This window comes from Clostridia bacterium (assembly GCA_026414765.1).
Classification (GTDB): domain Bacteria; phylum Bacillota; class Clostridia; order Acetivibrionales; family DSM-27016; genus SKW86.
This window is the reverse complement of sequence record JAOAIJ010000037.1, coordinates 1-24,257: the sequence shown is the minus strand read 5'-3', so window position 1 is coordinate 24,257 and position 24,257 is coordinate 1. Positions and strand designations below refer to the sequence as shown.

General features: G+C 38.5%; 13 protein-coding genes and 1 riboswitch. All 13 genes read right to left on the bottom strand.

Annotated features, from left to right (window positions below; translation table 11 throughout):
- Window positions 1-82 precede the first annotated feature (82 nt).
- A complete protein-coding gene (locus N3I35_13635) occupies window positions 83-2,131 on the bottom strand; it encodes an alpha-amylase family glycosyl hydrolase (GenBank protein MCX8131126.1) in 2,049 nt (682 codons plus the stop codon).
- A gap of 983 nt (window positions 2,132-3,114) precedes the next feature.
- Window positions 3,115-5,448 carry an ATP-dependent Clp protease ATP-binding subunit gene (locus N3I35_13630; GenBank protein MCX8131125.1) on the bottom strand — a complete coding sequence of 778 codons (2,334 nt, stop codon included), beginning with the start codon at window positions 5,446-5,448 and terminating at the stop codon, window positions 3,115-3,117.
- A gap of 380 nt (window positions 5,449-5,828) precedes the next feature.
- Window positions 5,829-6,842: an inorganic phosphate transporter gene (locus tag N3I35_13625; GenBank protein ID MCX8131124.1), complete on the bottom strand. Its 1,014-nt coding sequence runs from the start codon at window positions 6,840-6,842 to the stop codon at window positions 5,829-5,831.
- Window positions 6,835-7,458 (bottom strand): DUF47 family protein, encoded by a 624-nt coding sequence (locus N3I35_13620; GenBank protein ID MCX8131123.1) that lies wholly within the window; start codon window positions 7,456-7,458, stop codon window positions 6,835-6,837. The genes N3I35_13625 and N3I35_13620 overlap by 8 nt, the downstream gene beginning before the upstream one ends.
- A 566-nt stretch (window positions 7,459-8,024) precedes the next feature.
- A complete protein-coding gene (gene uvrA / locus N3I35_13615; protein ID MCX8131122.1) occupies window positions 8,025-10,853 on the bottom strand; it encodes an excinuclease ABC subunit UvrA in 2,829 nt (942 codons plus the stop codon).
- Between the two features lie 237 nt (window positions 10,854-11,090).
- Window positions 11,091-11,729, bottom strand: a complete 639-nt coding sequence (gene thiT, locus N3I35_13610) for an energy-coupled thiamine transporter ThiT (protein MCX8131121.1) — start codon at window positions 11,727-11,729, stop codon at window positions 11,091-11,093.
- A gap of 56 nt (window positions 11,730-11,785) precedes the next feature.
- Window positions 11,786-11,886: riboswitch (TPP riboswitch) on the bottom strand.
- A gap of 136 nt (window positions 11,887-12,022) precedes the next feature.
- Window positions 12,023-13,957: a glutamine synthetase gene (locus tag N3I35_13605; protein MCX8131120.1), complete on the bottom strand. Its 1,935-nt coding sequence runs from the start codon at window positions 13,955-13,957 to the stop codon at window positions 12,023-12,025.
- Window positions 13,958-14,103: 146 nt separating this feature from the next.
- The gene (locus N3I35_13600; GenBank protein ID MCX8131119.1) at window positions 14,104-15,054 is read right to left on the bottom strand and encodes a GntR family transcriptional regulator; all 951 of its coding nucleotides are present in this window, start codon (window positions 15,052-15,054) and stop codon (window positions 14,104-14,106) included.
- 10 nt (window positions 15,055-15,064) lie between these two features.
- Entirely contained in the window at window positions 15,065-17,041 is a 1,977-nt protein-coding gene (gene uvrB, locus N3I35_13595; protein ID MCX8131118.1) for an excinuclease ABC subunit UvrB, read from the bottom strand.
- A 128-nt stretch (window positions 17,042-17,169) separates the two neighbouring features.
- Window positions 17,170-18,333 carry a metallophosphoesterase gene (locus N3I35_13590; GenBank protein ID MCX8131117.1) on the bottom strand — a complete coding sequence of 388 codons (1,164 nt, stop codon included), beginning with the start codon at window positions 18,331-18,333 and terminating at the stop codon, window positions 17,170-17,172.
- A 107-nt stretch (window positions 18,334-18,440) separates the two neighbouring features.
- Window positions 18,441-20,822 carry an ATP-dependent DNA helicase gene (locus tag N3I35_13585; GenBank protein ID MCX8131116.1) on the bottom strand — a complete coding sequence of 794 codons (2,382 nt, stop codon included), beginning with the start codon at window positions 20,820-20,822 and terminating at the stop codon, window positions 18,441-18,443.
- 74 nt (window positions 20,823-20,896) lie between these two features.
- Window positions 20,897-23,086, bottom strand: a complete 2,190-nt coding sequence (locus N3I35_13580) for a DNA topoisomerase (ATP-hydrolyzing) subunit A (GenBank protein MCX8131115.1) — start codon at window positions 23,084-23,086, stop codon at window positions 20,897-20,899.
- Window positions 23,087-23,227: 141 nt separating this feature from the next.
- The coding region (locus N3I35_13575) for a toprim domain-containing protein (protein ID MCX8131114.1) at window positions 23,228-24,257 on the bottom strand (1,030 nt) is incomplete at its 5' end.

Below are 24,257 nucleotides of genomic sequence, written 5' to 3'. Positions count from 1 at the left end.
ATCAAATATTTATTTTGATACAGGCAGCGTATCAATATATGCTGCCTGTATCCGCCTTTCAAGATTTTGCAAGTCTTATGTACTACTGAACCAGTAAGAACATTCCACTCAGCTTTTCTACAGAAACAGTATAACTACCGCCGGAAGCATTAATTACAGCACCTGTAAGTGCATTTTTAAGTGATGTACCTCCTACCTGGGATTGTGAGATAGATACGCTAGAAGTAGCTGAGCCTGTATTCAGGACATATACTACCTTGTCATTTGTTGCAGATTTGAAGTCAACATAAATTGTACTGTCAGCCCTTAAGTTTGTCCTTGCACCATCCCACATAGCAGGATGCTGGCTCCTTAAGTTCATCAGAGAAGTTACATAGTTTTTAAGATCTGTCTGGTTTGTATTAAAACCAGAAGTCTGTCCTGTTGACCTGGATACATGGTCATCATAATAGCCTAGATCGCCCTGGTATACAAAATTCGGTACCTCATCACCTATTTCATCACCATAATAAATCGTAATAGGCCCTGTAAAAGCTGCCATAAAACTGAAAGCAGCTTTATGTCTTCTCCAGTAATCGGCATTTTCCTTTCCACCATAACCTGCCCTCTGAATCAGGTCTCCAAATCTTACCAAGTCGTGATTGGTAAGCATCAGGTTGGGGTGAGCGTGGGAAGCATATACGTTATGGGTATTGTACCCGTCTCTCAGGCTGGAAGCAGGCTGTCCTTTTGCACCGGATTCATTGATGCTTTCCTTGGTTGCCAGGGTTGATACCAGTTTATATCTCAGTGGAAAGTCAAAGCAGGAGTGCAGACCGGGAGCAGAATCGCTATTGTAGCCTTGATTCTGAATATCTGTTTCACCCTTCCATATTTCGCCAACCATATATCCTAAAGTTCCCCACTGTTTTCCAGCATTTTTCCTTGCAAGACACTTTGCTTCTACAGCTTCGCGGATTTCCTTCCAGTATTGGACCGGAACCTGATAAGCCTGGTCAAGTCTCCATCCGTCTATCTCCAGCTGGTCAATCCACCATGTAGCAACCTCCCTATAGAAGTTCAGGCTTCCGGGGTAAGAGACAGGATCACTACCGCCGCTAGGGTAGTATCCGCTTGGAGAAGGCGGTATGGATACGTTTTTATGATGCCCGAATACTCCATCAAGGAACACATACATTCCAAGACCATGAGCTGCATTTACCAGATCTTTTGCATCCTGTAGACTTCCGAATTTGGGGTCGATCTCAAAATAATTCTGTGCGAAATAACCTGTTGCATCAAGCGCAGAGCTGCCGTTCGAGTTAAATATAGGTGTCATCCATATTGCATTGACCCCAAGGCTTTTTATATATGGAAGAGCATTCTTTATACCTTTCAGATCTCCTTTATGAGCGCTTGGTCCATAGCCTGTATTGTAATCCCTTGTGGAATCCCCATCCTGGAAGGACTCAACCATAACCTGGTAGATTCTCAAGCTGTCAGGGTCTGCTGAAGGATTTGGAGGAGTAGTTTCAGGATTTGAGTTATACCATGCATTGTCAGTGTAGTACCAGCCTTCCGTATTACTTCTGGACAGATCAGCGGTCTGATGCCCACTACCGTCGTTAAAAATCATACTTGCACTTGTTACACCGGGAATAGTAAATTTATACCAGTCACTTCCTTCAGATGTCATTGCCGTACCGGGCCATGTAGTCTGGGTACCGCTTGGCACCATGTTCCAGTAGTGAATTTTTATGCTTGTTCCCCAGCTTGATGGTCTCTTGAAATGCACTGTTAATCCAGCAGGAGGCTGTGATGTAACGACTACGTGCCAATTATTGCTGCTATTATTGTCCCAATAATCACTTGGGGCAGTAATGTGGAAACAATAATCAAGTGTGGCTCCATCGGGAACACTGACTGTAACTTCAAACTTACCCGAGCCTTTGTTTGTCATTAATGTATCCTGTACACCGGTAAAGCCGTTGATGCCCCAGTGAGCGTAAACTGTTGTTGCACTTGTATTGGTATAGGTTATCGTGTAATTCACATTTGCAGCAAAAACCAAAGATGTGGACCCAAACAGGCTGAAACAGAATGCCAATACCAATAAAAGCGTAAAAGTACTTTTTATTAACTTACTTCTCATATACATACCTCCAAATTTTCACTTTAATTACATATATTTTCTTACAGATTTATTACATATTAAGAATAGTTCATTAGTATCGTCTCCTTTCTGTCTTACATTTTTGTTATGCACTTGCCTGGCTGCCTTTTCATGTCCGATAATTAACACAAATAGACAAATACCGGTCCGGCATACAGCAATATTTACCACCAATTGCAATAACAAGCCTGCTTATTCTACCTAATACATTCACGCCAGATTAGTTTACAAAAGTGATAAATGATATTAATTATTTAGTTGAACTGGATTAGAGCAGTTGGAAATTATTTTTTATGAGTCACAAAAATAATAAAGGAATAAGAATAGCGAAATAGAGCAGCTTTAAGCCAAAAAAAACGTAAACCCTTAGAAAAGATTTTACAGCAAAAGTAAAAAACATAAACAAAAATATAAGTAAAAGCTAAACAAAAGAAAAATCTGATAAAATGGAAAATAGAAACAGAAATACAATAAAAGATTTACATAGAATGGAAATTCATAATAAAGATTACATATTCATACGCTAAAAAAATAAAATAAAATTACAAAAAGGTTTATTTCTAACATATACATAAATCAAGCATATTGTAAAACTATTGGAAACCCTACTTTACTACACTATATACTTGTTTTTTATATCTTTATATTAAGTTAAGAATCCAACCTATAAAAATAAAATTAATTTATTCTTATTACCATCACTCCTTACTGATAAAACAATGTTAATAGTAACATGAACCACATTTGTAAGTATTTGTCTTATCCATATTTTATATACAGCATGGATAATTGTCAATACGTTTATGAAATTTATAATAAATTTGTAATATTATACCGTTTTGAGATTGTTTTAAAGAAGATAATGTCTATTGCAATTTGCATATAAATAGAAAAAGTGCACTAATACTAGCATTAGTGCACTTTTTCGCATTTTATTAATGTAGATAATTGTTTTACTATAATCAACTAAAAACTATCATTCCGTTTTCACATTCAACAGTAATATTACTTCCTTCCTTATATACACCCTTCAGGAATAAATCCGTCAATTCATCCTCTATATACCTCTGTATCGTTCTTCTCAAAGGACGTGCCCCATATTTTACATCGTAACCCTTTTCCAGAATATACTCCTTCACACCCTCAGATATACTGATTTTCATATTCTTCGCAATAACTTCATCAATAACCTCTTTCAACATCAGATCAATAATCTGTCTTAGCTCATCCTTTTTCAGTTCTGAGAATATGATTATTTCATCAATCCTATTAAGGAATTCAGGTCTGAATGTTTCTTTCATCACTTCAGTAATCTTATTTTTCAGTGCACTATAGCCATCGTTTGCAAACCCGATACCATTAGATTTCAAGGTAGTTCCTGCATTTGAAGTCATTATGATAACCGTATTTTCAAAATTCACAGTTCTTCCATGGCTATCAGTAAGCCTGCCATCCTCCAATATTTGCAATAGCATATTAAATACATCAGGATGTGCTTTTTCCATTTCATCCATAAGAATGACCGAGTACGGCTTTCTCCTTATTTTCTCTGTAAGCTGCCCGCCATCATCATATCCGACATATCCCGGGGGGGAGCCTATAAGCTTTGATACTGTATGTTTTTCCATATACTCAGACATATCAAGTCTTATAAGCGCTTCCTCACTCTCAAAGAGCTCCAAAGCCAATGCCCTGACTAATTCCGTCTTTCCTACACCCGTAGGTCCGATAAATATAAATGATGACGGCCTTTTCTTTTTACTGAACCCAGCCCGATTTCGTCTTATTGCTTTTGCAACACTTTTTACTGCATCATCCTGCCCAATCACTCTTTTATGCAGTCTTTCTTCAAGGTTCAAAAGCTTTTCCGTTTCTACCTCGGTTATTCTCTGAACTGGTATCTTAGTCCATGCTTCTATTACGTAAGCTATATCATCTATCGTTATTTCCACATCTTTATTTCTATCCTCGATGTCTTTAATATTCTGTATAAGCTTGCATTCATGTACTTTAAGGTCTGCTGCCTTCTGATAATCCTCTATGGAATCGGCAGAAATGGCACTTTCCTTTTCTTCCTGTACTTTTTTTAGTTCTTCTTTAAGTGCTTCAAGTTCTACAAGTCCGACATTTTTCAGATTAGCCCTTGATCCTGCTTCGTCTATTACATCTATAGCCTTGTCAGGAAGAAATCTGTCTGTTATATATCTTTCAGAAAGAATAACTGCATTCTTAATTACTTCATCTGAAATCTTGACTCTGTGGTAGCTCTCGTAGTAATCCTTAATGCCCTTTAATATTTCGATGGAATCTTCAATGGAAGGTTCATCCACCAGCACCGGTTGAAACCTTCTTTCCAGTGCAGTATCCTTTTCAATGTGTTTCCTGTATTCATTAAGTGTGGTTGCCCCAATTATCTGAATTTCCCCTCTGGATAATGCAGGTTTTAAAATATTGGCCGCATTCATTGCTCCTTCTGCTTCACCAGCACCCATAATATTATGGAGTTCATCAATAACAAGTATAATATTCCCAAACTGCTTTGCTTCATCAATTATACCTTTCATACGGCTTTCAAACTGTCCCCTGAACTGAGTTCCCGCCACTATTCCCGTCAGATCCAGCAAGTAAACCTCCGCGTTAAATAGCTTTGCAGGAACCTGCTTTTTAACAATTCGCACCGCCAGCCCCTCTGCTATAGCAGTTTTTCCCACACCAGGTTCGCCTATCAGTACAGGATTATTTTTGGTTCTCCTGTTCAATATCTGGATTACTCTGTCGATTTCCCTGTGTCTGCCTATAACACGGTCAAGCTTTTCTTCCTTTGCCTGTTCGGTAAGATTAGTGCCATACATATCAAGGTACTTCTTTTTCTTGGGGCTTTTCTTTTCCTGAGTTTTTGTTCTGGTATTATTCCCCTGGCCTTTTCCGTCCTTTTCTTCGGCCGTTTCTCTATTCTGTTCATTACTAGCAGTATCAGCATTGTTTTCATTCTTTCCAAAGGCTTTGTTGATAAAACTAAAAAACGGGTTTCCCCCTACAGGCTGAGCATTTGCACCTGGATTAGCATTGTTCAGACTATCCATATCAATATTTTCAAACAAGCTTCCAACCTGTTTATTTAAACTTTCAATATCATCATCTGTCATACCGGTTTGTTCAATCAGTTGGTTTACCGGCTGTATACCCTGTTTTTTTGCACAAGTCAGACATAACCCTTCCTGAACCTGCTTTCCATCCATTATTTTTGTAATAAATACTACTGCAAAGTTTTCTTTACAAACCGAACACATCATCATACCATTCATCTCCTTCCGTACTTCATGGTAGCATTAAATAACTGCTCCCAGAAATATTACAGGGTTCATTTTTTCAAATCAGCCTGACCCCATAGTATTAACATTAACGTATTCTAAAAACAGTATATTATATCTATAAAAATTTTCAATTATATGGAAATATTCCCTATTTTCTATTTATAGAATATTCCATATAAAAATCCGTTTAAATAAGTATATCATATTATATATACCCAGTCTAACCAGCATCAAACTTACTTATATTCCATCCAGATAAATAAAAGAGTTTACCTTTAATTAAATAAAAATACCTGTACTATAGTCAATATATCTTTCAGTTTTGACTAAAGCACAGGTATTTTGTTTTTAGTAAAGTAAAATCAACCTACAAAAAACTTGATAATCAAAGCCATTAATGCTCCTAATAACGCAGTTATCGGTATAGTAAGCACCCAGGCCCAAACAATATTTCTTGCCAATGCCCATCTGACAGCCGAAAGTCTTTTTGAAGCTCCTACTCCCATTATAGATGTTGAAATAACATGCGTAGTACTCACAGGTGCACCTATTGTAGAAGCAGTTGCTATCACTATAGCAGCTCCGGTTTCTGCTGCAAATCCGCCTATCGGTTGAAGTCTGATCATATTTACACCCATAGTTTTTATTATTTTCCATCCGCCGACCGAAGTACCCAGTGCCATAGCTACCGCACATGCTAACATTACCCAAGTAGGTACATCTGCACCTTTGGGAAGCAGATTTGTACTAATCAACGCCAGAGTGATAATACCCATCGATTTCTGTGCATCATTTCTTCCATGTTCAAGAGACATAAATGCTGCTGATAATATCTGCAGCTTAGAAAACCATCTATTTACAAAACGCTGTGAGAAAGGTCTAAGTATCCTGAATAGGATGGACATTATAAAATATCCAAGCACAAAACCTATAACTGGAGATGTTACAAGCGGTACAACAACTTTTTTAAAGACACCTTTCCATATTACAATATCAAAGCTCCCGAAATAAGCTATAGAAGCACCTAAAAGTCCACCTATAAGGGCATGGGATGAACTGCTTGGAATACCGAAATACCAGGTAATCAAATCCCATATAATTGCTGCAATTAATGTTGCGATTACTATGTATTGGCCAACTGAATTGTTCTCTATACTTACAAGGCCGCTCGAAATAGTTTTTGCCACCTTATGACTTAATAGAGCGCCTAGGAAGTTTAAGCCCGCTGCCATAATAATAGCTTGTTTCGGAGATAAAACTCTTGTCGATACTGATGTTGCAATAGAGTTTGCAGTATCATGGAAGCCGTTTATAAAGTCGAATGCAAGTGCAAGAATAACTACAAGCACTAAAACAAAAGTTACCTCACTAAGCATGTTTCATTACAACCCCTTCTACGATATTTGCAACATCTTCACAGGCATCTAATGTACTCTCTAACAGTTCATACATTTCCTTCCACTTAATTACTTCTATAGGATCTTTTTCATTTTTAAAGAGGTTAGTTACCGCATTTCTAAAGATAGTATCGCCATAGTCTTCCAATCTGTTTACTTCTATTATTTTTTTCTGAAGACTATTGCTCTTCTTCATATTTTTTACTTCTACCATTACACCTTTTAATTCTTTGGTACAAGCTACTATCAATTCTGCAAGCTTCTTTGCCTCATCAGTAATAGAATTTACGTTTAGCATAACAAACCTATGAGCAGTAGCCTCTATGGAGTCAGTGATATTATCAAGCTCTTTTGCTATTAAGTATATATCTTCTCTATCAATAGGAGTAATAAATGATTTGTTCAACTGTTCCATTATGACGTGGACTCTCTGGTCACACTCATGTTCAGTTTCTTCAATAGCTTTTACCTTTTTTTCGATGTCAATATAATTTTTCATTAACTCTTCCAGCATAACAGCAGATTTGCAAGCATTCTCCGCTGTTTCGACAAACAAATCGAAAAATTTCTCTTCTTTTGGTGATATTCTAAACATCTGATTATCTTCCCCCGTTTTTAAATTGATTGAATCCAGACATTAATGCAATTATTTATTTAAACAGACATACTTGTTATGTTATGCCTGTAAGTTCTGCAACTAATTAACGAATAAACCCAAAAAAGATTATATACCAGTGTTAAAGTGAATACAATATCAGTTAACATATATTTAACAATTGTTTCGCCAACAATTTAGTAAAGCCTGATAAATCAAGCTTTACAACCATTTATCTTTTTACTGTTTTTTATAAAAAACAGTAAAACTTCTCGCTAGTTTACTAGCACACTAGTATTGTTTATCGTATACATTATTGATCCATTAGCATAAGGATTCATAATAATTATTATAATTTACTGTATGTACGTTTTATATGAATGAATATAATGTATTTCTCAATAATAGATTATAATTGATTAAACACTTTGTAATTATTCCCACTTATGCAATAATTATGTGTCAATATGATCAAGTACATAATATACCCTTACAGCTAGTTAATTTATAGTAAACTAATCTGTATAAAAAAATCCTTGGATGTAAATACATCCAAGGATTTTTTATTATTGTTGCAGAATTTTCTTTAAAAAATGCCCCGTATAGGATCGGTCTACTTTAATTACCTGCTCGGGAGTACCCTGAGCTACTATCGTTCCACCTCGGTTTCCCCCGTCAGGTCCAAGATCTATCAAATAGTCAGCTGTTTTAATAACGTCAAGATTGTGTTCAATAACCAGTACAGAATTACCTGCCTCAACAAGTCTGTGCAATATATCTATCAGTCTGTGGACATCCGCAACATGCAAGCCTGTGGTAGGTTCGTCAAGAATATACATAGTACTTCCGGTACTTCTTTTTGAAAGTTCGGTAGCAAGCTTAATCCTCTGTGCTTCGCCTCCCGACAGTGTTGTTGAGGGTTGCCCAACTTTTATATAGCCCAGCCCTACATCATATAATGTCTGAAGCTTTTTTTGTATTCTGGGTATATTCTTAAAGAATTCCAATGCATCTTCTACTGTCATATTTAGAACATCAGATATATTTTTACCTTTATACTTTACCTCGAGAGTTTCCCTGTTATACCTTTTCCCTTTACATACTTCACACGGAACATAAACGTCAGGCAAAAAGTGCATTTCTATTTTAATTATTCCATCGCCATTACAAGCCTCACACCGCCCACCTTTTACATTGAAACTGAAACGTCCTGATTTATAGCCTTTCATTTTAGCTTCTGTAGTTCCTGCAAATACCTCTCTTATCAAATCAAACATTCCCGTATATGTCGCAGGATTTGATCTCGGAGTCCTCCCTATAGGCGACTGGTCTATATCTATTACTTTGTCCAGATATTCTATCCCTTTGATTGCATCGTGTTCACCAGCCCTGGTTCTTGCTTTGTTCAATTCTGCTGCCAGCTTTTTGTGTAATATCTCATTTATCAAAGAACTCTTACCTGAACCAGAAACTCCGGTAACGCATGTAAACACTCCCAAGGGTATCTTTGCATCGACATTTTTCAGGTTATTTTCTCTTGCTCCTAGTATTTCCAACCATTTACCGTTTGGCTTTCTTCTTTTCTTTGGTATCTCGATTTTCTTTTTACCGCTCAGGTATAATCCGGTAAGAGATTCATCACATTCTTTGATTACGTCAACAGGCCCCTTACAGACCACCTGTCCCCCATGTATTCCGGCACCAGGTCCCATATCGATGATATAGTCGGCAGCATACATGGTATCTTCATCATGCTCAACAACAATGAGGGTATTGCCTAAATCCCTTAAACGCTTCAGAGTTTTCAACAGTCTGTCATTGTCTCTCTGATGCAAGCCGATACTGGGTTCATCAAGTATATATAAAACCCCCATAAGCCCTGATCCGATCTGAGTTGCCAGCCTGATTCTCTGGGCTTCCCCTCCCGAAAGAGTACCGGCAGAGCGGGACAATGTCAGGTAATCCAAACCGACATCTACAAGGAATCCAACTCTTGCATTGATTTCCTTCATTATTTGGTGTGCTATGATACTGTCTCTTTGATTAAGATTCAGGTTATTAAAGAAATTCTTTGTTTCCAGTACCGGCATGCTAACCACATCATGTATATTTTTCCCTCCAACGGTAACGGCCAAGCTTTCCTTCTTTAATCTTGCACCTTTGCAATCCGGACAAGGATTACTGCTCATAAAGCCCTCATAGTATTGTTTCATTCCATCAGACTGAGTCTCTCTATACCGCCTCTCGGCTATATTTATAACTCCATCAAAAGCCGCCATATATGAACCGCTTCCATATTCTCTTTCATACTCTACTTTGATTTTTTCACCTTTTGTTCCATAAAGTATAATATCGACAATATCTGCCGGAAGCTTGTCAATTGGTGTATCCAGCTTAAATTTATAATGTTTTGCCAGTGCATTAAAAAACATTCTTGAATACGCATCTTCATTTTCAATGTTCCATCCTGACACGGCAATAGCACCATCTGCAAGCGACTTGGAACGTTCCGGAACAACAAGGTCAGGATCAATGTTTAGCAGAGTGCCCAATCCACTGCATGTAGGACATGCTCCAAACGGGTTATTAAATGAGAACATCCTCGGTGCAAGCTCCTCAATACTCACTCCACAGTCACTACAGGCAAAATTTTGGCTAAAAAGAAGCTCCTCCTTACCTATAACATCGACCACTACTATTCCACTACTAAGATGGAGTACTGTCTCTATGGAATCCGCAAGTCTTTTTTGTATATCTTTCTTTATGACAAGCCTGTCCACTACTATTTCGATTGTATGTTTCTTATTCTTATCCAGGTGTATTTCGTCATTTATATCCATTACTTCTCCGTCAATCCTGATTCTTACGAATCCACCTTTTTTAGCATCTTCTATCAGTTTGTGATACTCGCCTTTTCTTCCCCTAACTACAGGCGCGAGAATCTGAATTTTCGTACCTTCCTCAAGACCCAATATATGATCTACCATCTGATCAACCGTCTGCTGGGAAATCTCTTTACCGCATATGTGGCAGTGAGGTACTCCAATCCTCGCATATAGCAGCCTTAAGTAATCATATATTTCAGTCACTGTGCCAACAGTCGAACGCGGATTTCTGCTGGTTGTTTTCTGATCAATAGATATTGCCGGAGATAATCCGTCTATATAGTCAACTTCCGGTTTCTCCATCTGACCGAGAAATTGTCTGGCATATGCTGAAAGAGACTCTACATACCGCCTTTGCCCTTCCGCATAAATCGTATCAAAAGCAAGAGACGATTTACCTGAGCCACTCAAGCCTGTTATTACTACAAGCTTGTCCCTTGGTATCTCGATGTCGACATTCTTAAGATTATGCTCTCTGGCTCCTTTAATAAAAATATTATCCCTTATCATATTCTACACCTGCTTACTAAATAAAGTATATGTTCAGAGTCAACAGTTCATCTGTAAGAATAACCTGCAAACCATTGCCCCCTAATCATGATCGTTACGCATATACTATTATAGCAAACTGTAAATAAAATGCAAACATTTGTTCGAAAAAAATAATTTTTTTAGATATTATACAAAAAGCACCCCAGATATTCATTTCTGAGATGCCTCCATATGTATCTGCATATTTTTTTTCTTTCAATAACTGGCTGCCCGCACCCTCTTTATGGCTGTCTTCATATTCGGAACAAGAAGAATTCCCAATATGATAATAAGCTCAGGTATCAGGTAAGAAGAGTTATATGCAAGAGAGTATATAAACACATTTTGCCCATTAGCGTACTCTGCAAAAAATACTACTCCTGAAAGGTAATGGCAAATAAATCTTCCTGCACATCCGATAACTGCTCCAATAAACAATCTATCTTTTATCAGACCGGCTAATCCCAGCAGTGCAAACGCCAGGGGATAATCCAGTATAAACTGTACAGGGTGTACAAGGAACGGATCTTGAATGAACTGTAGCAAGCCATAACACATTCCTGCCAATATACCTGCCCTGGGACCTGCTATGTAAGCAAAAATGAATATGGGCAGCATACTCGCAAGTGTTACTGTTCCTCCCGTAGGCATTTTGTATATCCTTACGTAAGACAATATGAATGCAGCAGAAATAGCGATAGCACCGTAAGAAAGCATCTTTACACTTAAACTTGTTTTGCTTCTTATCAATACTAATACTATTATTAATGCTATAAGAGCTGCCAGACTAATCAGTGGCTTTGGCTCCACCAGTCTTGCCAGATACTCTTTGAGCGGATCTAAAATTTGTGTCATTTTGACAACCTCCATTCTTAAACAAAATAAAAACACTTACCCTGGGATAAGCGTCAATAGTGTTATTTCAGCTTCCCTACGGCGGTATTAACCACATCAGGTTCAAAGGGTCGAAATTTTCATCTCTCTCAGCCTCCTGGCTCCCCCAGCTACTTTATTCTGTTAACTAATCTTATGAACAACGAAATAAATTATACATCATAAAAAATGGTATGTAAAGCACAAATAAAAGCTCCAAACCTGTACATTTGTACATATTTGGAGCTTCATCAGTATTTTCAGATTTTTCTATATTACCATTCATTCTCTATAATATTTCTTTTATAAACATTGTACAATTTTTTCAGCTCGCTTACCTTAGACGCCATCTCCAGCTGCAGGCTTGAAACCTTATCATAATCTTTGGAATCAATCGCTTCCCTGATCCTGCTGAATAAAGATTTTGTCTTTAGGGAATCCTTCATGAGATTATGCCTCAATGCATTTATTTTCGACCAAAGTTCTTCATCATAATCAGTAAATTCACCGCTTCTGTGACGCTTTATACAGCTCCTTACCAGGTCGGCTCCTTCTAAAATTATGCGCTCACTCAGTTCCATGGTCCACTGAATGCAGGTTGCTTTTATATATGAATTTATTATATCCTGTTCAAACACATTTCCTTGCATCAGCACAGAGGCTTTATCGGGGTAAACAGACAGGCTCCTGAGATTTTCCCATACAGTTGCAGGCGGTATACCAAAAAAGGAGTTTCTTTCCTCTTCCGTGTAATGCTCAAATACATCTTCTTCGCTTCTATATGCCCTATCCTTTTCAAGATATTCACTTGCCGTTCCTGCTTCCTTAGAAAACTCCTTTTCAAGCTCAGAAGCTGTTTTACCGGATTTAACCGCGTATTTTATCCCATCCAGCATAGCCTGGTAAATAGCGGCTATTGCCAGATACGTATTGGTATGAGGGTTTGGCGACCTTACTTCAAACCTGACTGATAAGGGGTTTGACATATCCCTGATAAGTCCAGCCAGTACAGTTCTGTTTCTGGACGGCTCCTCAACATTATTTCCAATTGATGCTACTATACAAATAGGAGCTTCAAAACCGGGTTTCAAGCGGTTAAATGCATCGTTGCTGGAAGTAATGAACGGATTTACGGCCTCATAGTTCTTTAACAGCCCCATCAAAGCTCCCCAACCGATAGGGTTAAGAAAATCCTTCTTCGCTTCCTTAGCTGCAAAAAGATTGATCATTTTTCCGTTTTTAAGCTTGGCTGTAGCATTTACATGGGTATGTTCCCCACTTCCGGCAACTCCTTCTATAGGCTTCGCCATAAACGTTACTTCGAGTCCATGTTTTCTAAAGGTCTCCTTTATCAGTATCCTCGCCAGCAATTCATTATCCGCAGCTTGCAGAGCGAGAGAGAATTTCCAGTCAATCTCCAGCTGCTCCATTATGTGGCTTAAATTTCCGTCTCCACTGATACGGGCCTTAACACCACCAACTTCCTTGTGTCCCATCTCAGGCTTTATACCGTATCTTTCCAGAAGCATCAGGGATTTTTCTAGAGCAGTCCTGACAATCCCTTTTGTCCTTTTCCAGTACTGTTCCTGAAGCACTTGTGAGACAGACAGCTCCTCATACTCAGCAATATCATCGGGAGTTTTCACCCAAAACTCAAGCTCTGTTGCCGCAGTAAGGCGAACTTCACTTATATCATCTGCAGTAGCACCTATCTCCTCTGCTACCTTTGGATTCTCCCTGATCAAATTAATGATTTCCTTTTTGAAGTAATCTGTAGATTTTTGCAATATAGATCTGGAATCAACTTTCCTGCCATTATGTACAAGAAATGAAGGTATTCTTAAAGTTCCTATCGGACGCCCAGTTTCATAATCGATGTGTTCAAAGTTATAATCAATAAACCAATTTACAGAGCAGTCTGCCACAATTTCAACTTTTCCATCGTTCAGGGTGGCAATTCCGGGCAAAACTACACTTGAGCCGTCAGTCTGTACACCACCACTTAAAAATTCTTCAATATCTTCCAAAAAGCTATTGATTGGAATTCTTTCATCAGTATCATTTCCTCTTAAATCAATACCTACAAGTGAAACAAATTTTACTTCCGGATGATCTCTTAATAGAGAATTTATCTCATCCTTCTCATGCATTCCTACGGGTATCACGTACAACAACTCTGCTTCGCGATTCCTGATTTCAGTTTGATCCATTTCAAACCCCCCATAAATATTTCATTTTTCTATATAACGCCATTGTTATATTGGTAATCATATTATTTTTATATGTTTGCCTCTATGAGCCTTATTAACATACATGCAGAAATTATAGCACAGCTAAAAATAAAAATACAAGTGAGTTAACCTGTGCAATTTATTTTTTCCAGATATATTTTTATATCATTTATACTGTCTCTGCAAACATAATCCGAAAAGAAATACACAGCTTTGTCCCTGAATTTTACCTTATCAACCGCATCTTTTGCACTGGTACATATTACAAAACTGTCCATGTCCTTCAAGTCTTTCTTGTACTTCTCAATCTCTCTGGCAGCCAGTACTATCTTTGGCCTGAAAAATCTTTCTGTTATAAACATCCCTGCCATTATCTGAGCCCCATTACGACTAGCCCCGATAACTGCTGTTTTCGATTTCTTTTCAGTCCCTCTCTCAAGCTGCTTAAGCATGCTCAATTCAGGCCCCGTTTTTATTATTGGTTTATTCTCCGGTATCAAGAGCTTAAAGTATTCATATACTATACTGGGAACTACTACGAAGTCAACTCTTTCAAAAGCTTCCGCCACTTGCTCGCGCATAGTATCCTTTCCTATATAAAAGCCTTCGAAATCAACCCTGCTTATATTTTCTTTAAGCTTCCTTACATTACATTCAATAAGTTCTCTGTTAACCCCCATTAAAAACAAAGCTTTTACCCTCTTGTTTGCCTGCACATAAGCGAATCGTACATTTATCAGGTTTAGCAGTTCATTCAGTGTTATTTTCCTTCTGTTTGCTTCACCTATTAAAGCGTCTACTCTGTGCTGAAACTCTTCACTGATCAGAGCATTTTGGATTTGAAGGCTAATGAATGCTCCTTTCCCTCTGAAGCATTCAATATAGCCTTCAGTTTCAAGATCCTTCAAAACAGCAACGACAGTATTTTTGTTTACACCAAGGGAAGCTGCATATGACGCTATCGAGGGAAGCTTGTCTCCATGTTTGTAAAACCCTGAATTTATTAGCATTTTAAGTTGCTCTTTTATTTGTATACCTACCGGTATGGGGCTATTCTTATCAATATTTATTTCCATAACTTTTCTACTATAACTTATCCTTTAGTTGTTTTATTTTATCTCTAAGTTCTGCAGCTCTCTCGAATTGAAGAGCTGAAGCAGCTATCCGCATTTCTTCCGATAATCTTTCAATCAGCTCTTCGATCTCTCCAACAGCCATATTATCCTCATCAGACCGCATTGAGTATTTGGCACTGTCCTCAGCAACTTTTGTTGATTCAATTACATCCCTTACGCCTTTCTGTATGGATTTAGGCACGATATCATGTTCTTCGTTGTATTTAAGCTGAATCCCTCTTCTTCTGTTTGTTTCACTTATCGCACGCTTCATTGAGTCAGTCATAGTGTCTGCATACATTATGACCTTTCCTTCTATATTCCTTGCCGCTCTTCCTATCGTCTGAATAAGGGAAGTTTCCGAACGCAGGAATCCTTCCTTGTCTGCATCCAGTATCGCAACCATTGATACTTCAGGTATATCCAATCCTTCCCTCAGCAGATTTATACCAACAAGCACATCAAAAACTCCTAGCCGGAGATTTCTTATAATTTCTACCCTTTCCAACGTTTTTACATCTGAATGCAGGTATTCAACCTTAAAGTCCAGTTCTTTAAGATAGTCTGTTAAATCCTCCGCCATCTTCTTTGTCAGTGTGGTAACCAGTACTCTCTCACTTTTTGAGACCCGCTCACTTATTTCACCGATCAGATCATCAATCTGCCCCTTAACCGGCTTTACAATCACCTCAGGGTCAATCAGACCGGTGGGACGTATTATCTGCTCAACTATTTGAACCGAGTGATTCCTTTCATATTGAGCGGGCGTTGCACTGACATATACAACCTGATTTATTCTTTCCTCAAACTCGGAGAATTTAAGCGGTCTGTTATCAAATGCTGAAGGAAGTCTGAAACCGAAATCAACAAGTGATTCTTTCCTAGAACGGTCTCCGTTGTGCATCGCACCTATCTGAGGTACCGATACATGAGACTCATCTATAACCAGCAAAAAATCATCAGGGAAATAATCCAACAGGGTGAAAGGTGCACTCCCCGGCTCTCTACCGCTGATATGCCTTGAGTAATTCTCAATCCCCTGACAGAAACCGATTTCCTGCATCATTTCCAGATCATACCGCGTTCTCTGTTCCAATCTCTGTGCCTCAAGCAGCTTGCCTTGAATTTTAAGCTCCTCAAGTCTCCACTCCAGTTCCTGCTCAATAGTAACAATGGCACGCTCCATCTTTGCCCTGCTCGTAGCATGATGCGATGCAGGGAAAACAGCAATATGAGGCTTTACACCAAGAACTTCTCCCGTAAGTGAATCCACTTCGGTAATTCTTTCTATTTCATCTCCGAAAAACTCCACACGGAATACTTTTTGTGACGAAGAAGCAGGAAATATCTCCAGTACATCTCCACGGACCCTGAACTTTCCTCTTTTAAATTCTATCTCATTTCTTTCATATTGAATATCAACCAGCTTTCTGATTACCTCATCCCTGTCCTTTTGCATACCCGGTCTTAAGGATAGCATCAGATCTGTGTAATCTGTCGGATCACCCAAACCATATATACATGATACACTTGCAACTATAATTACGTCCCTTCTTTCAAAAAGCGCAGCTGTTGCAGAATGCCTCAACTCATCTATTTCATCATTTATTGATGAATCCTTTTCTATATAAGTGTCAGTTGCGGGTATATAAGCCTCAGGCTGATAATAGTCATAGTAGCTTACAAAATACTCTACTGCGTTATTTGGAAAAAACTCCTTGAATTCACTGTAAAGCTGGGCTGCAAGAGTTTTGTTATGCGCAATCACAAGCGTAGGCTTCTGAACCTTTTCAATTACATTAGCCACTGTAAAAGTCTTGCCAGATCCGGTAACACCAAGCAGAGTCTGGTGCTTAAATCTCATATTTATTCCGTTTGCAAGCTCTTTTATAGCCTTTGGCTGGTCACCGCAAGGCTTATAATCCGATACAACTTTAAAATCAAGCATGGTATGTCTCCTATCGAACTTAAGTATGTGTCCAAAATAATTATACCATATTAAAAAACGATTTCAAACATATGTTTGGTTGTTTTCAACTTCCTGCATATAAAAAAACAAGCATTATGCTTGTTTTTTTACTTAAAATTGATAGTGATATCAACAATCTCGCCAGAGATTCCGACCCTGATAGGCGGTCCCCATGTACCATAACCACTGGTGACAATGAAGTGGGTATTTTCTTTCCGGAGATATCCGTAATCTACTTCAAACACTTTGTTTGTTATAAGATCTATCGGGAAAAGCTGTCCTTGGTGTGTATGCCCAGACAGCTGTAAATCCACCCCCTGGCCCACAGCCTCACTCAGGTTGACAGGCTGATGATCCAGCAGTATAACAGGTAGTGATTTGTCTACATTTCCCAAAACGGATTCAAGGCTTTTCCTTTCTCCACCAAGTTTTCTTCTTACAGAAGACTTGTCCTCACGCCCTGCCAAATAAAAAGTCTCACCTATCTTCACTGCATTGTCTCTCAAAACATTAATGCCGGCATCATTGAACAAACTGACCTTTTCCTCCATACTGCCGCTGAAATAATCGTGATTACCCAATGCAGCATATACTCCATATTTTGATTTCAGCTTTTTGAATTCTTCTCCCATATTTTCGTTTGCAAAAGGCTCTAAGCTGCTATCCAGTATATCTCCGGCTATAAGTATAATATCCGGGTTAAGCCTGTTAATGCCTTCAACCATTTTTGCCAAACGTTTTTTATTTACTACCTTTCCGAGATGTATATCGGAAACCATGGCTACATGCAGTTGTTTTAAGGTGTCCGCCTTTTTGGCAATATCTATGTCATAATGCTTGATATGTGTTCTCCTTGAGTTCCATGTACCATATGCAAGTATGCCCGCTACCAGAAAAATGACCAGAATACCTGTTAAGAAAGCAATATTTGGATTATTGCTAAAGTTTGATGGAAACTTTTTGAAAAGCTTCAGCAATATACGTATTATATCTATAACGGCTATTGTCAGCAATAAGTATAAAATCGCCGCCATCCAGTACGAACCAATAATATCCAGAATCTCGCTCACGGTTCCGGGTATAAATTGTACTCCTGCCATTGCTATAACATATGAAAATGCCGCAATCCAGAAAATTATCCAATATCCCTTAGCCCAGCTTCTGGGAAACCTGCTGCCTATAGTCTGCCAGCCTCTACGGCCGATATAGTAGTTCAGCAACCCGTAAATACCTATAAATAAAACCATGTAAAGCAAATACTGTATTTTCATATATCTCCCCGCCAATTCTCCCGGTTATAGGCCAATTATTTCAAAAAATGCTCCGCTACAGTGAAATTTACTAAAAATAATATCATTTTTCTACTTGGTTTTCCAGTCTAATCTCTTAAACAGTTCGTCCAAAAATCCTCAAGAATTTCTTTCAAAGATTTATTACCTTTCACTTCAATTACCGGATGCCATTCGGTGGGAAATAATCCCCTGTAGGCAGAATAGGAAAACCGTTCATCAATCAATAAAACCGCCCCTTTATCCTCTTCAGTTCTGATGACCCTACCGACTGCCTGCATTACCTTGTTCATCCCCGGATATATATATGCATATTCAAAACCCTGTCCATTCTGCTCATCAAAATAATTTCGGATTATGTCTCTTTCAAGGCATATCTGGGGCAAACCTACACCTACTACGACAACTCCTGACAACCTCTCTCCAATCAAGTCGATACCTTCACCGAATACTCCTCCCATTACAGCAAACCCCAGCAAGCTGCCTTGCCTGCATTCAGCAAACTCTTCAAGAAACATTTCCCTTTCTGATTCTGTCATATCAGGTTTCTGGCAGATAGTTCCCACTCCGGTATTCATGCCTGTAAACCTAACATAAACTTCATTCATATAACTGTACGAAGGAAAATAAACAAGAAAGTTTCCCGGTTTACTACTTGAGAAGGTATATAAGGATAAAGCAATTTTATTATATGAAAATTCCCTTGTGCTATACCGGGTGGAAGTAGTCGGATCCATCATAATGCATAAGTTCTCCCTTGGAAAAGGTGAAGGCAGGCGGATACGGCTTACGGGCTTCTCTTCCTTAATGTCAAGCTCTTCGTCCCCACCTAGTATCTTTGCAAAATATTTCATTGGTGACAGTGTGGCAGAAAAAAGGATGGATGCTTTTGCCCTCTTCATTGCCTGGTTTAACAGAAACGAAGGGTCCAGGCAAAAGAGTTTTAATATGATGTCATTTGTATTTCTTTCATAATAAGTAACATATCTTTCATTAAAAAATTCAGCGATACGCAGAAAACTCATGGCCTCAAGATAGAATTCCAAAAGCTTGTCCCTGAAGTGAAGAGGCTCGCTGCCGGACAGATACTTGTCCGCTTTAACCGTAAACTTTTTCAGAACCGAGTAAAAATCCCTATCGGGCTCTTTTTTCACAATTGACCGTGTATCCTCACATTCAAGCTTTTTTCTTACTCCAATCAGAAAATCATTTATAGCTCCAATACTTTTCTCCAGATTTTTTACACCTTTTACTTCTCTTTTCAGATCCAAAACCTTTTTTTTGCCGATATACGCTGAAAACATTTCTCTTGCCCTATCCACAAGATTATGTGCTTCATCAACAAGAAATACATAGTCTCCTGTACCAAGCATAAAATACCGCTTCAGATAAACACCGGGATCGAAGGCATAGTTATAATCACAAATAATGTAATCGGACCAAAGCGAAATGTCAAGCGAGAATTCGAATGGACAGATTCTATGTTTATGCGCATACTCCGACAAAGTATCTCTTGTAAATGAATCTAAAACAAATATGTCCTGTATAGCACCATTTACTCTGTCATAATACCCTCTTATGAATTCACAATTCTCAGGCTTGCATGAGAAAACCCCGTTGCAGCATATTTTTTCTTTAGCAGTGATAGTTACGGTTTTTAGCCTCAACCCCTTGCTTCTCAGCCTTTCAAAAGCAGCTTCCGCTACAGACCTGGTAATAGTTTTTGCTGTAAGATAAAATATCTTTGATGCATAGCCTTGCCCCATAGCCTTTAATGACGGGAAAATAGCCGCCATAGTCTTACCAATTCCTGTTGGGGCTTGAGCAAACAGCTTTCCTTCCTCTTTTATGGCTCTATATACAGCTGCCGAAAGACTTCTCTGCCCTTTTCTATATGTCTCAAAAGGAAATTCCAGCTTACTGATGGATTCATTCCTTATTTCTTCCCAGTCATGCAGGGTTTTCAACCACAAAACATACTTATCCACCAGTTCATAGAAAAAGTATTCCAACTCTTTGATACCAATTATTTTTGAGAAACACTTTATAGAACCGGAATCAATATTATAGTAAGTGATCTGTACCTTTAAACTTTCCATGCAGTTCTGAAAACCGTATATATAAGCGTAACACTTGGCTTGTGCCCAATGCATGGGATTGTAATCTTCTTCTATTTCGTCAAGCTCAATAGTTGTGGATTTTATTTCGTCTATGACAATTTCCTCTTCGGACTTTATTATTCCGTCGACACGTCCACTTACCTCCAGAAGGATATTGTCTCTTTCTATCAGTATGGAAACCGGAACCTCAGGCAAATACTCCTCTGTACTGGATTTGCTAATGAAAGTATGTGCCTTTATACCTTCTACCATTCTAAAACTGCTTACGTAACCTGCATAAGCATCCCCTGTCTTCATAGCATATTCAATTAGATTTCTTACAGAAATTTTATATGTGCTTGCCTGGTGCATTTTTATCTCCATTTTCAGTAAAAGCTAGATAAATTAATAACAAGCCCCGTAAGAACAGGACTTGTTTACCTATTTTACAAGTCTATCGGCAGCGTTAGTTGCTCATCCTGCTGATCTTCGTCTTTCAGATAACATCCTACGGCAGGAATATTCTGAGTCCTGTAATAGTCAAGATCCTTAAACCCTACTTCCTCTACCCTCTTTACTGCCGTCATTATACTACCTTTTTTAGACTTCAGCACCTGTACTCCCTGTGAATCTCTTGTCGATTTGGAGTTGATATTTGAGGTGCTAAATATAAGTATCTTATCAATGCTGCTAAAAGCAACAAGCTCTATATCTTCATTAAGGTACATCATTTTAACCAAAGGTGACAAGTCCGAGTATGCATTTGCCAGCTTCTTTCTGTTGGTTTTTGTAGCATAGCTTTCAAGATCGATTTTTGCTGCCTTACCATTTTCAAAAGCAAACAGCACATATCCTTTATAGTCATCCGTAGCTATAATGTGAATAATCCTTTCATCAGCATCAAGTCCCAGAAGATTTGAAAGGTATTCTCCCAGGCTGCTGGCTTTACAGTCGCTTATCTCATATATTTTCAGCTTATATACCGTATACTTGTTTGAGAACAATAGTAAATCCGCTTTATTATGAGTATCAACCTCCTGTATGATGAAATCATCTTCCTTAAGCTTGTGTTCGGGATTTGCCCTTAAGGAAACGAGCGGTATTTTCTTGAGATAGTTGTGCTCTGTAAGGAAAAGCTTCAGATTATAGTCCTCGATCAAGTGTTCATGGGTTATCTCCTCAATATGCTCTTCCTGAATAATCTCCGTACGCCTCGGCTGTCCGTATTTCTTTGATACTTCATTAAGCTGTCTGATAATAACCTTCCTTATCTTGCTGTCGCTGCCATATAAATCTTTCAGTTCATCTATTTCCTTCTGTAAGTCATCTACTTCACTGACCCTTTTTAGAATATACTCCTTATTAAGGTTCCTCAGCCTGATTTCAGCGATAAACTCCGCCTGAACCTGGTCTATGTCAAAACCTTTCATAAGGTTTGGAATAACTTCCGCTTCCTGCTCTGTGTCTCTAATTATTTTTATTGCCTTGTCTATGTCCAGAAGTATCTTTCTTAAACCAAGCAATAAATGGAGCTTCTCTGTTTTCTTATCTATATCGAATAAAGTCTGTCTCTTAATACAATTAATCCTGAAGGAAAGCCATTCACCCAGTATTGTTTTTATCCCCATAACCCTGGGATTCCCATTAACAAGGATGTTAAAATTACAGCTGAAGGTATCCTGAAGAGGTGTAAGCTTAAACAGCTTATTCATCAAATTATCAGGTTCCGCACTTTTTCTAATATCTATAGTTATTTTAAGTCCGCTTAAATCCGTCTCATCCCTGACATCTGTTATATCCTTTATTTTCCCATCCTTAACCAGTCCGATTATTGCATCCATAATTGCTTCAGTAGTGGTGGTATAAGGTATTTCATATATTTCAATGCAGCTGTTTGCCTTGTCATATCTGTACTTTGCCCTTACCTTGAAGCTTCCTCTGCCAGTATTATAGATATCCATAATATCCTTTGGGTTATATATGAGCTGACCGCCTGAAGATAAGTCTGGAGCCTTTAAATATCCGGTTATCTCAGCATCCTCATCCATAATATACTGTACGGTTGCTGCACATACCTCCTGGAGGTTGAAGCTGCATATGTTGCTTGCCATTCCTACTGCTATACCCTGATTGGAGTTCACAAGTATACTTGGGAACGTAGTAGGGAGCAATGTCGGCTCTTTTATTGTACCGTCATAATTGTCAGCAAAATCAACCGTATTCTTATCAAGATCCCTGAATATTTCTTCGCATATTTTATCCAATTTCACTTCTGTATAACGCGGTGCAGCAAATTGCATATCTTTTGAATACTGTTTTCCGAAGTTTCCCTTGGAATCTATGAAAGGATGCAGCAAAGCGCCATTTCCTCTTGTCAGCCTTACAAGAGTCTCATATATTGCCATGTCTCCATGGGGATTAAGCTTCATTGTCTGACCGACAACATTTGCAGATTTTGTTTTCTGCCCTGTTAACAGTCCCATTTTGTACATCGTATACAACAGCTTTCTGTGAGACGGCTTAAACCCGTCAATTTCAGGAATTGCCCTTGATACTATAACACTCATGGCATAGGGCATATAATTTTTTTCCAGGGTATCGACAATTTTTTGTTCTATAGGATTGTTTTTTGACATTTTCCCTCCACCAACTCACCCTACCCCTCTCTTTTTTTGGGGGAGGGGGTATTTTCCGGAATATTCATGTTAATCGTCAGAAATGGTTGCAGCAAAGGCGATCTCTGACACAGTAACCCAACGCTTATCATAATCTCCTGCTTAGCTTACGTCAATCATATCAAGGTACTTATACCCGTTAGTTTCTATATAGCTTTTTCTACCCGGCAGGTTTTCACCCAGCAGCAAATCAAAAAACTCTTCAGTCTTTTCCATATCATCCGGCATTACCTTGATAAGCCTTCTTGTTTCAGGGTTCATAGTTGTATGCCACATCATGTCAGGTTCATTTTCACCAAGCCCCTTTGATCTCTGAATGCTATATTTGCTCTTTAATTTTGCTACAATATCGTTCTTTTCCTTATCAGAATACGCAAAGTATGTCTTTTCCTTAGTACTTATCTCAAAAAGCGGAGATTCTGCTATATACACTTTACCTGTCTGTATGAGTGTGGGCACCAGCCTGTAGAGCATAGCCAGAATCAGTGTCCTTATCTGGAAGCCGTCTACATCTGCATCGGTACATATAATAACCTTGTTCCAGCGCAGGTTGTTTATATCAAAAGTATGCAGATCCTTATTATGCTTTGATTTTATTTCCACTCCACAACCCAGGACTTTTAAGAGGTCAACTATTATTTCGTTTTTAAATATGCTGTCATACTCAGCCTTGAGGCAGTTTAATATCTTACCCCTAACCGGCATGATAGCTTGGAATTCCGCATCCCTTCCGAGCTTACAGGCGCCAAGGGCCGAATCTCCCTCAACTATATAGATTTCCCTTTTACTTAAATCCTTTGTACGGCAGTCGACGAATTTTTTTACCCTGTTTGAAATATCTATAGTGCCCGAAAGCTTCTTTTTAATGTTTATCCTGGTCTTTTCAGCCGTCTCACGGCTTCTCTTATTGACCAGTATCTGTTCAATTATCCTATCACTCTCGGCCTTATTTTCTATAAAATAAATTTCAAGCTGCTGCTTTAAAAATTCAGTCATGGCTTCCTGTATAAATTTATTGGTTATGGCCTTTTTAGTCTGGTTTTCGTAGCTCGTAACGGTTGAGAAAGAGTTTGTAACAAGAATAAGGCTGTCTTCTATATCAGCAAAGGTTATTTTTGCCTCATCCTTATTG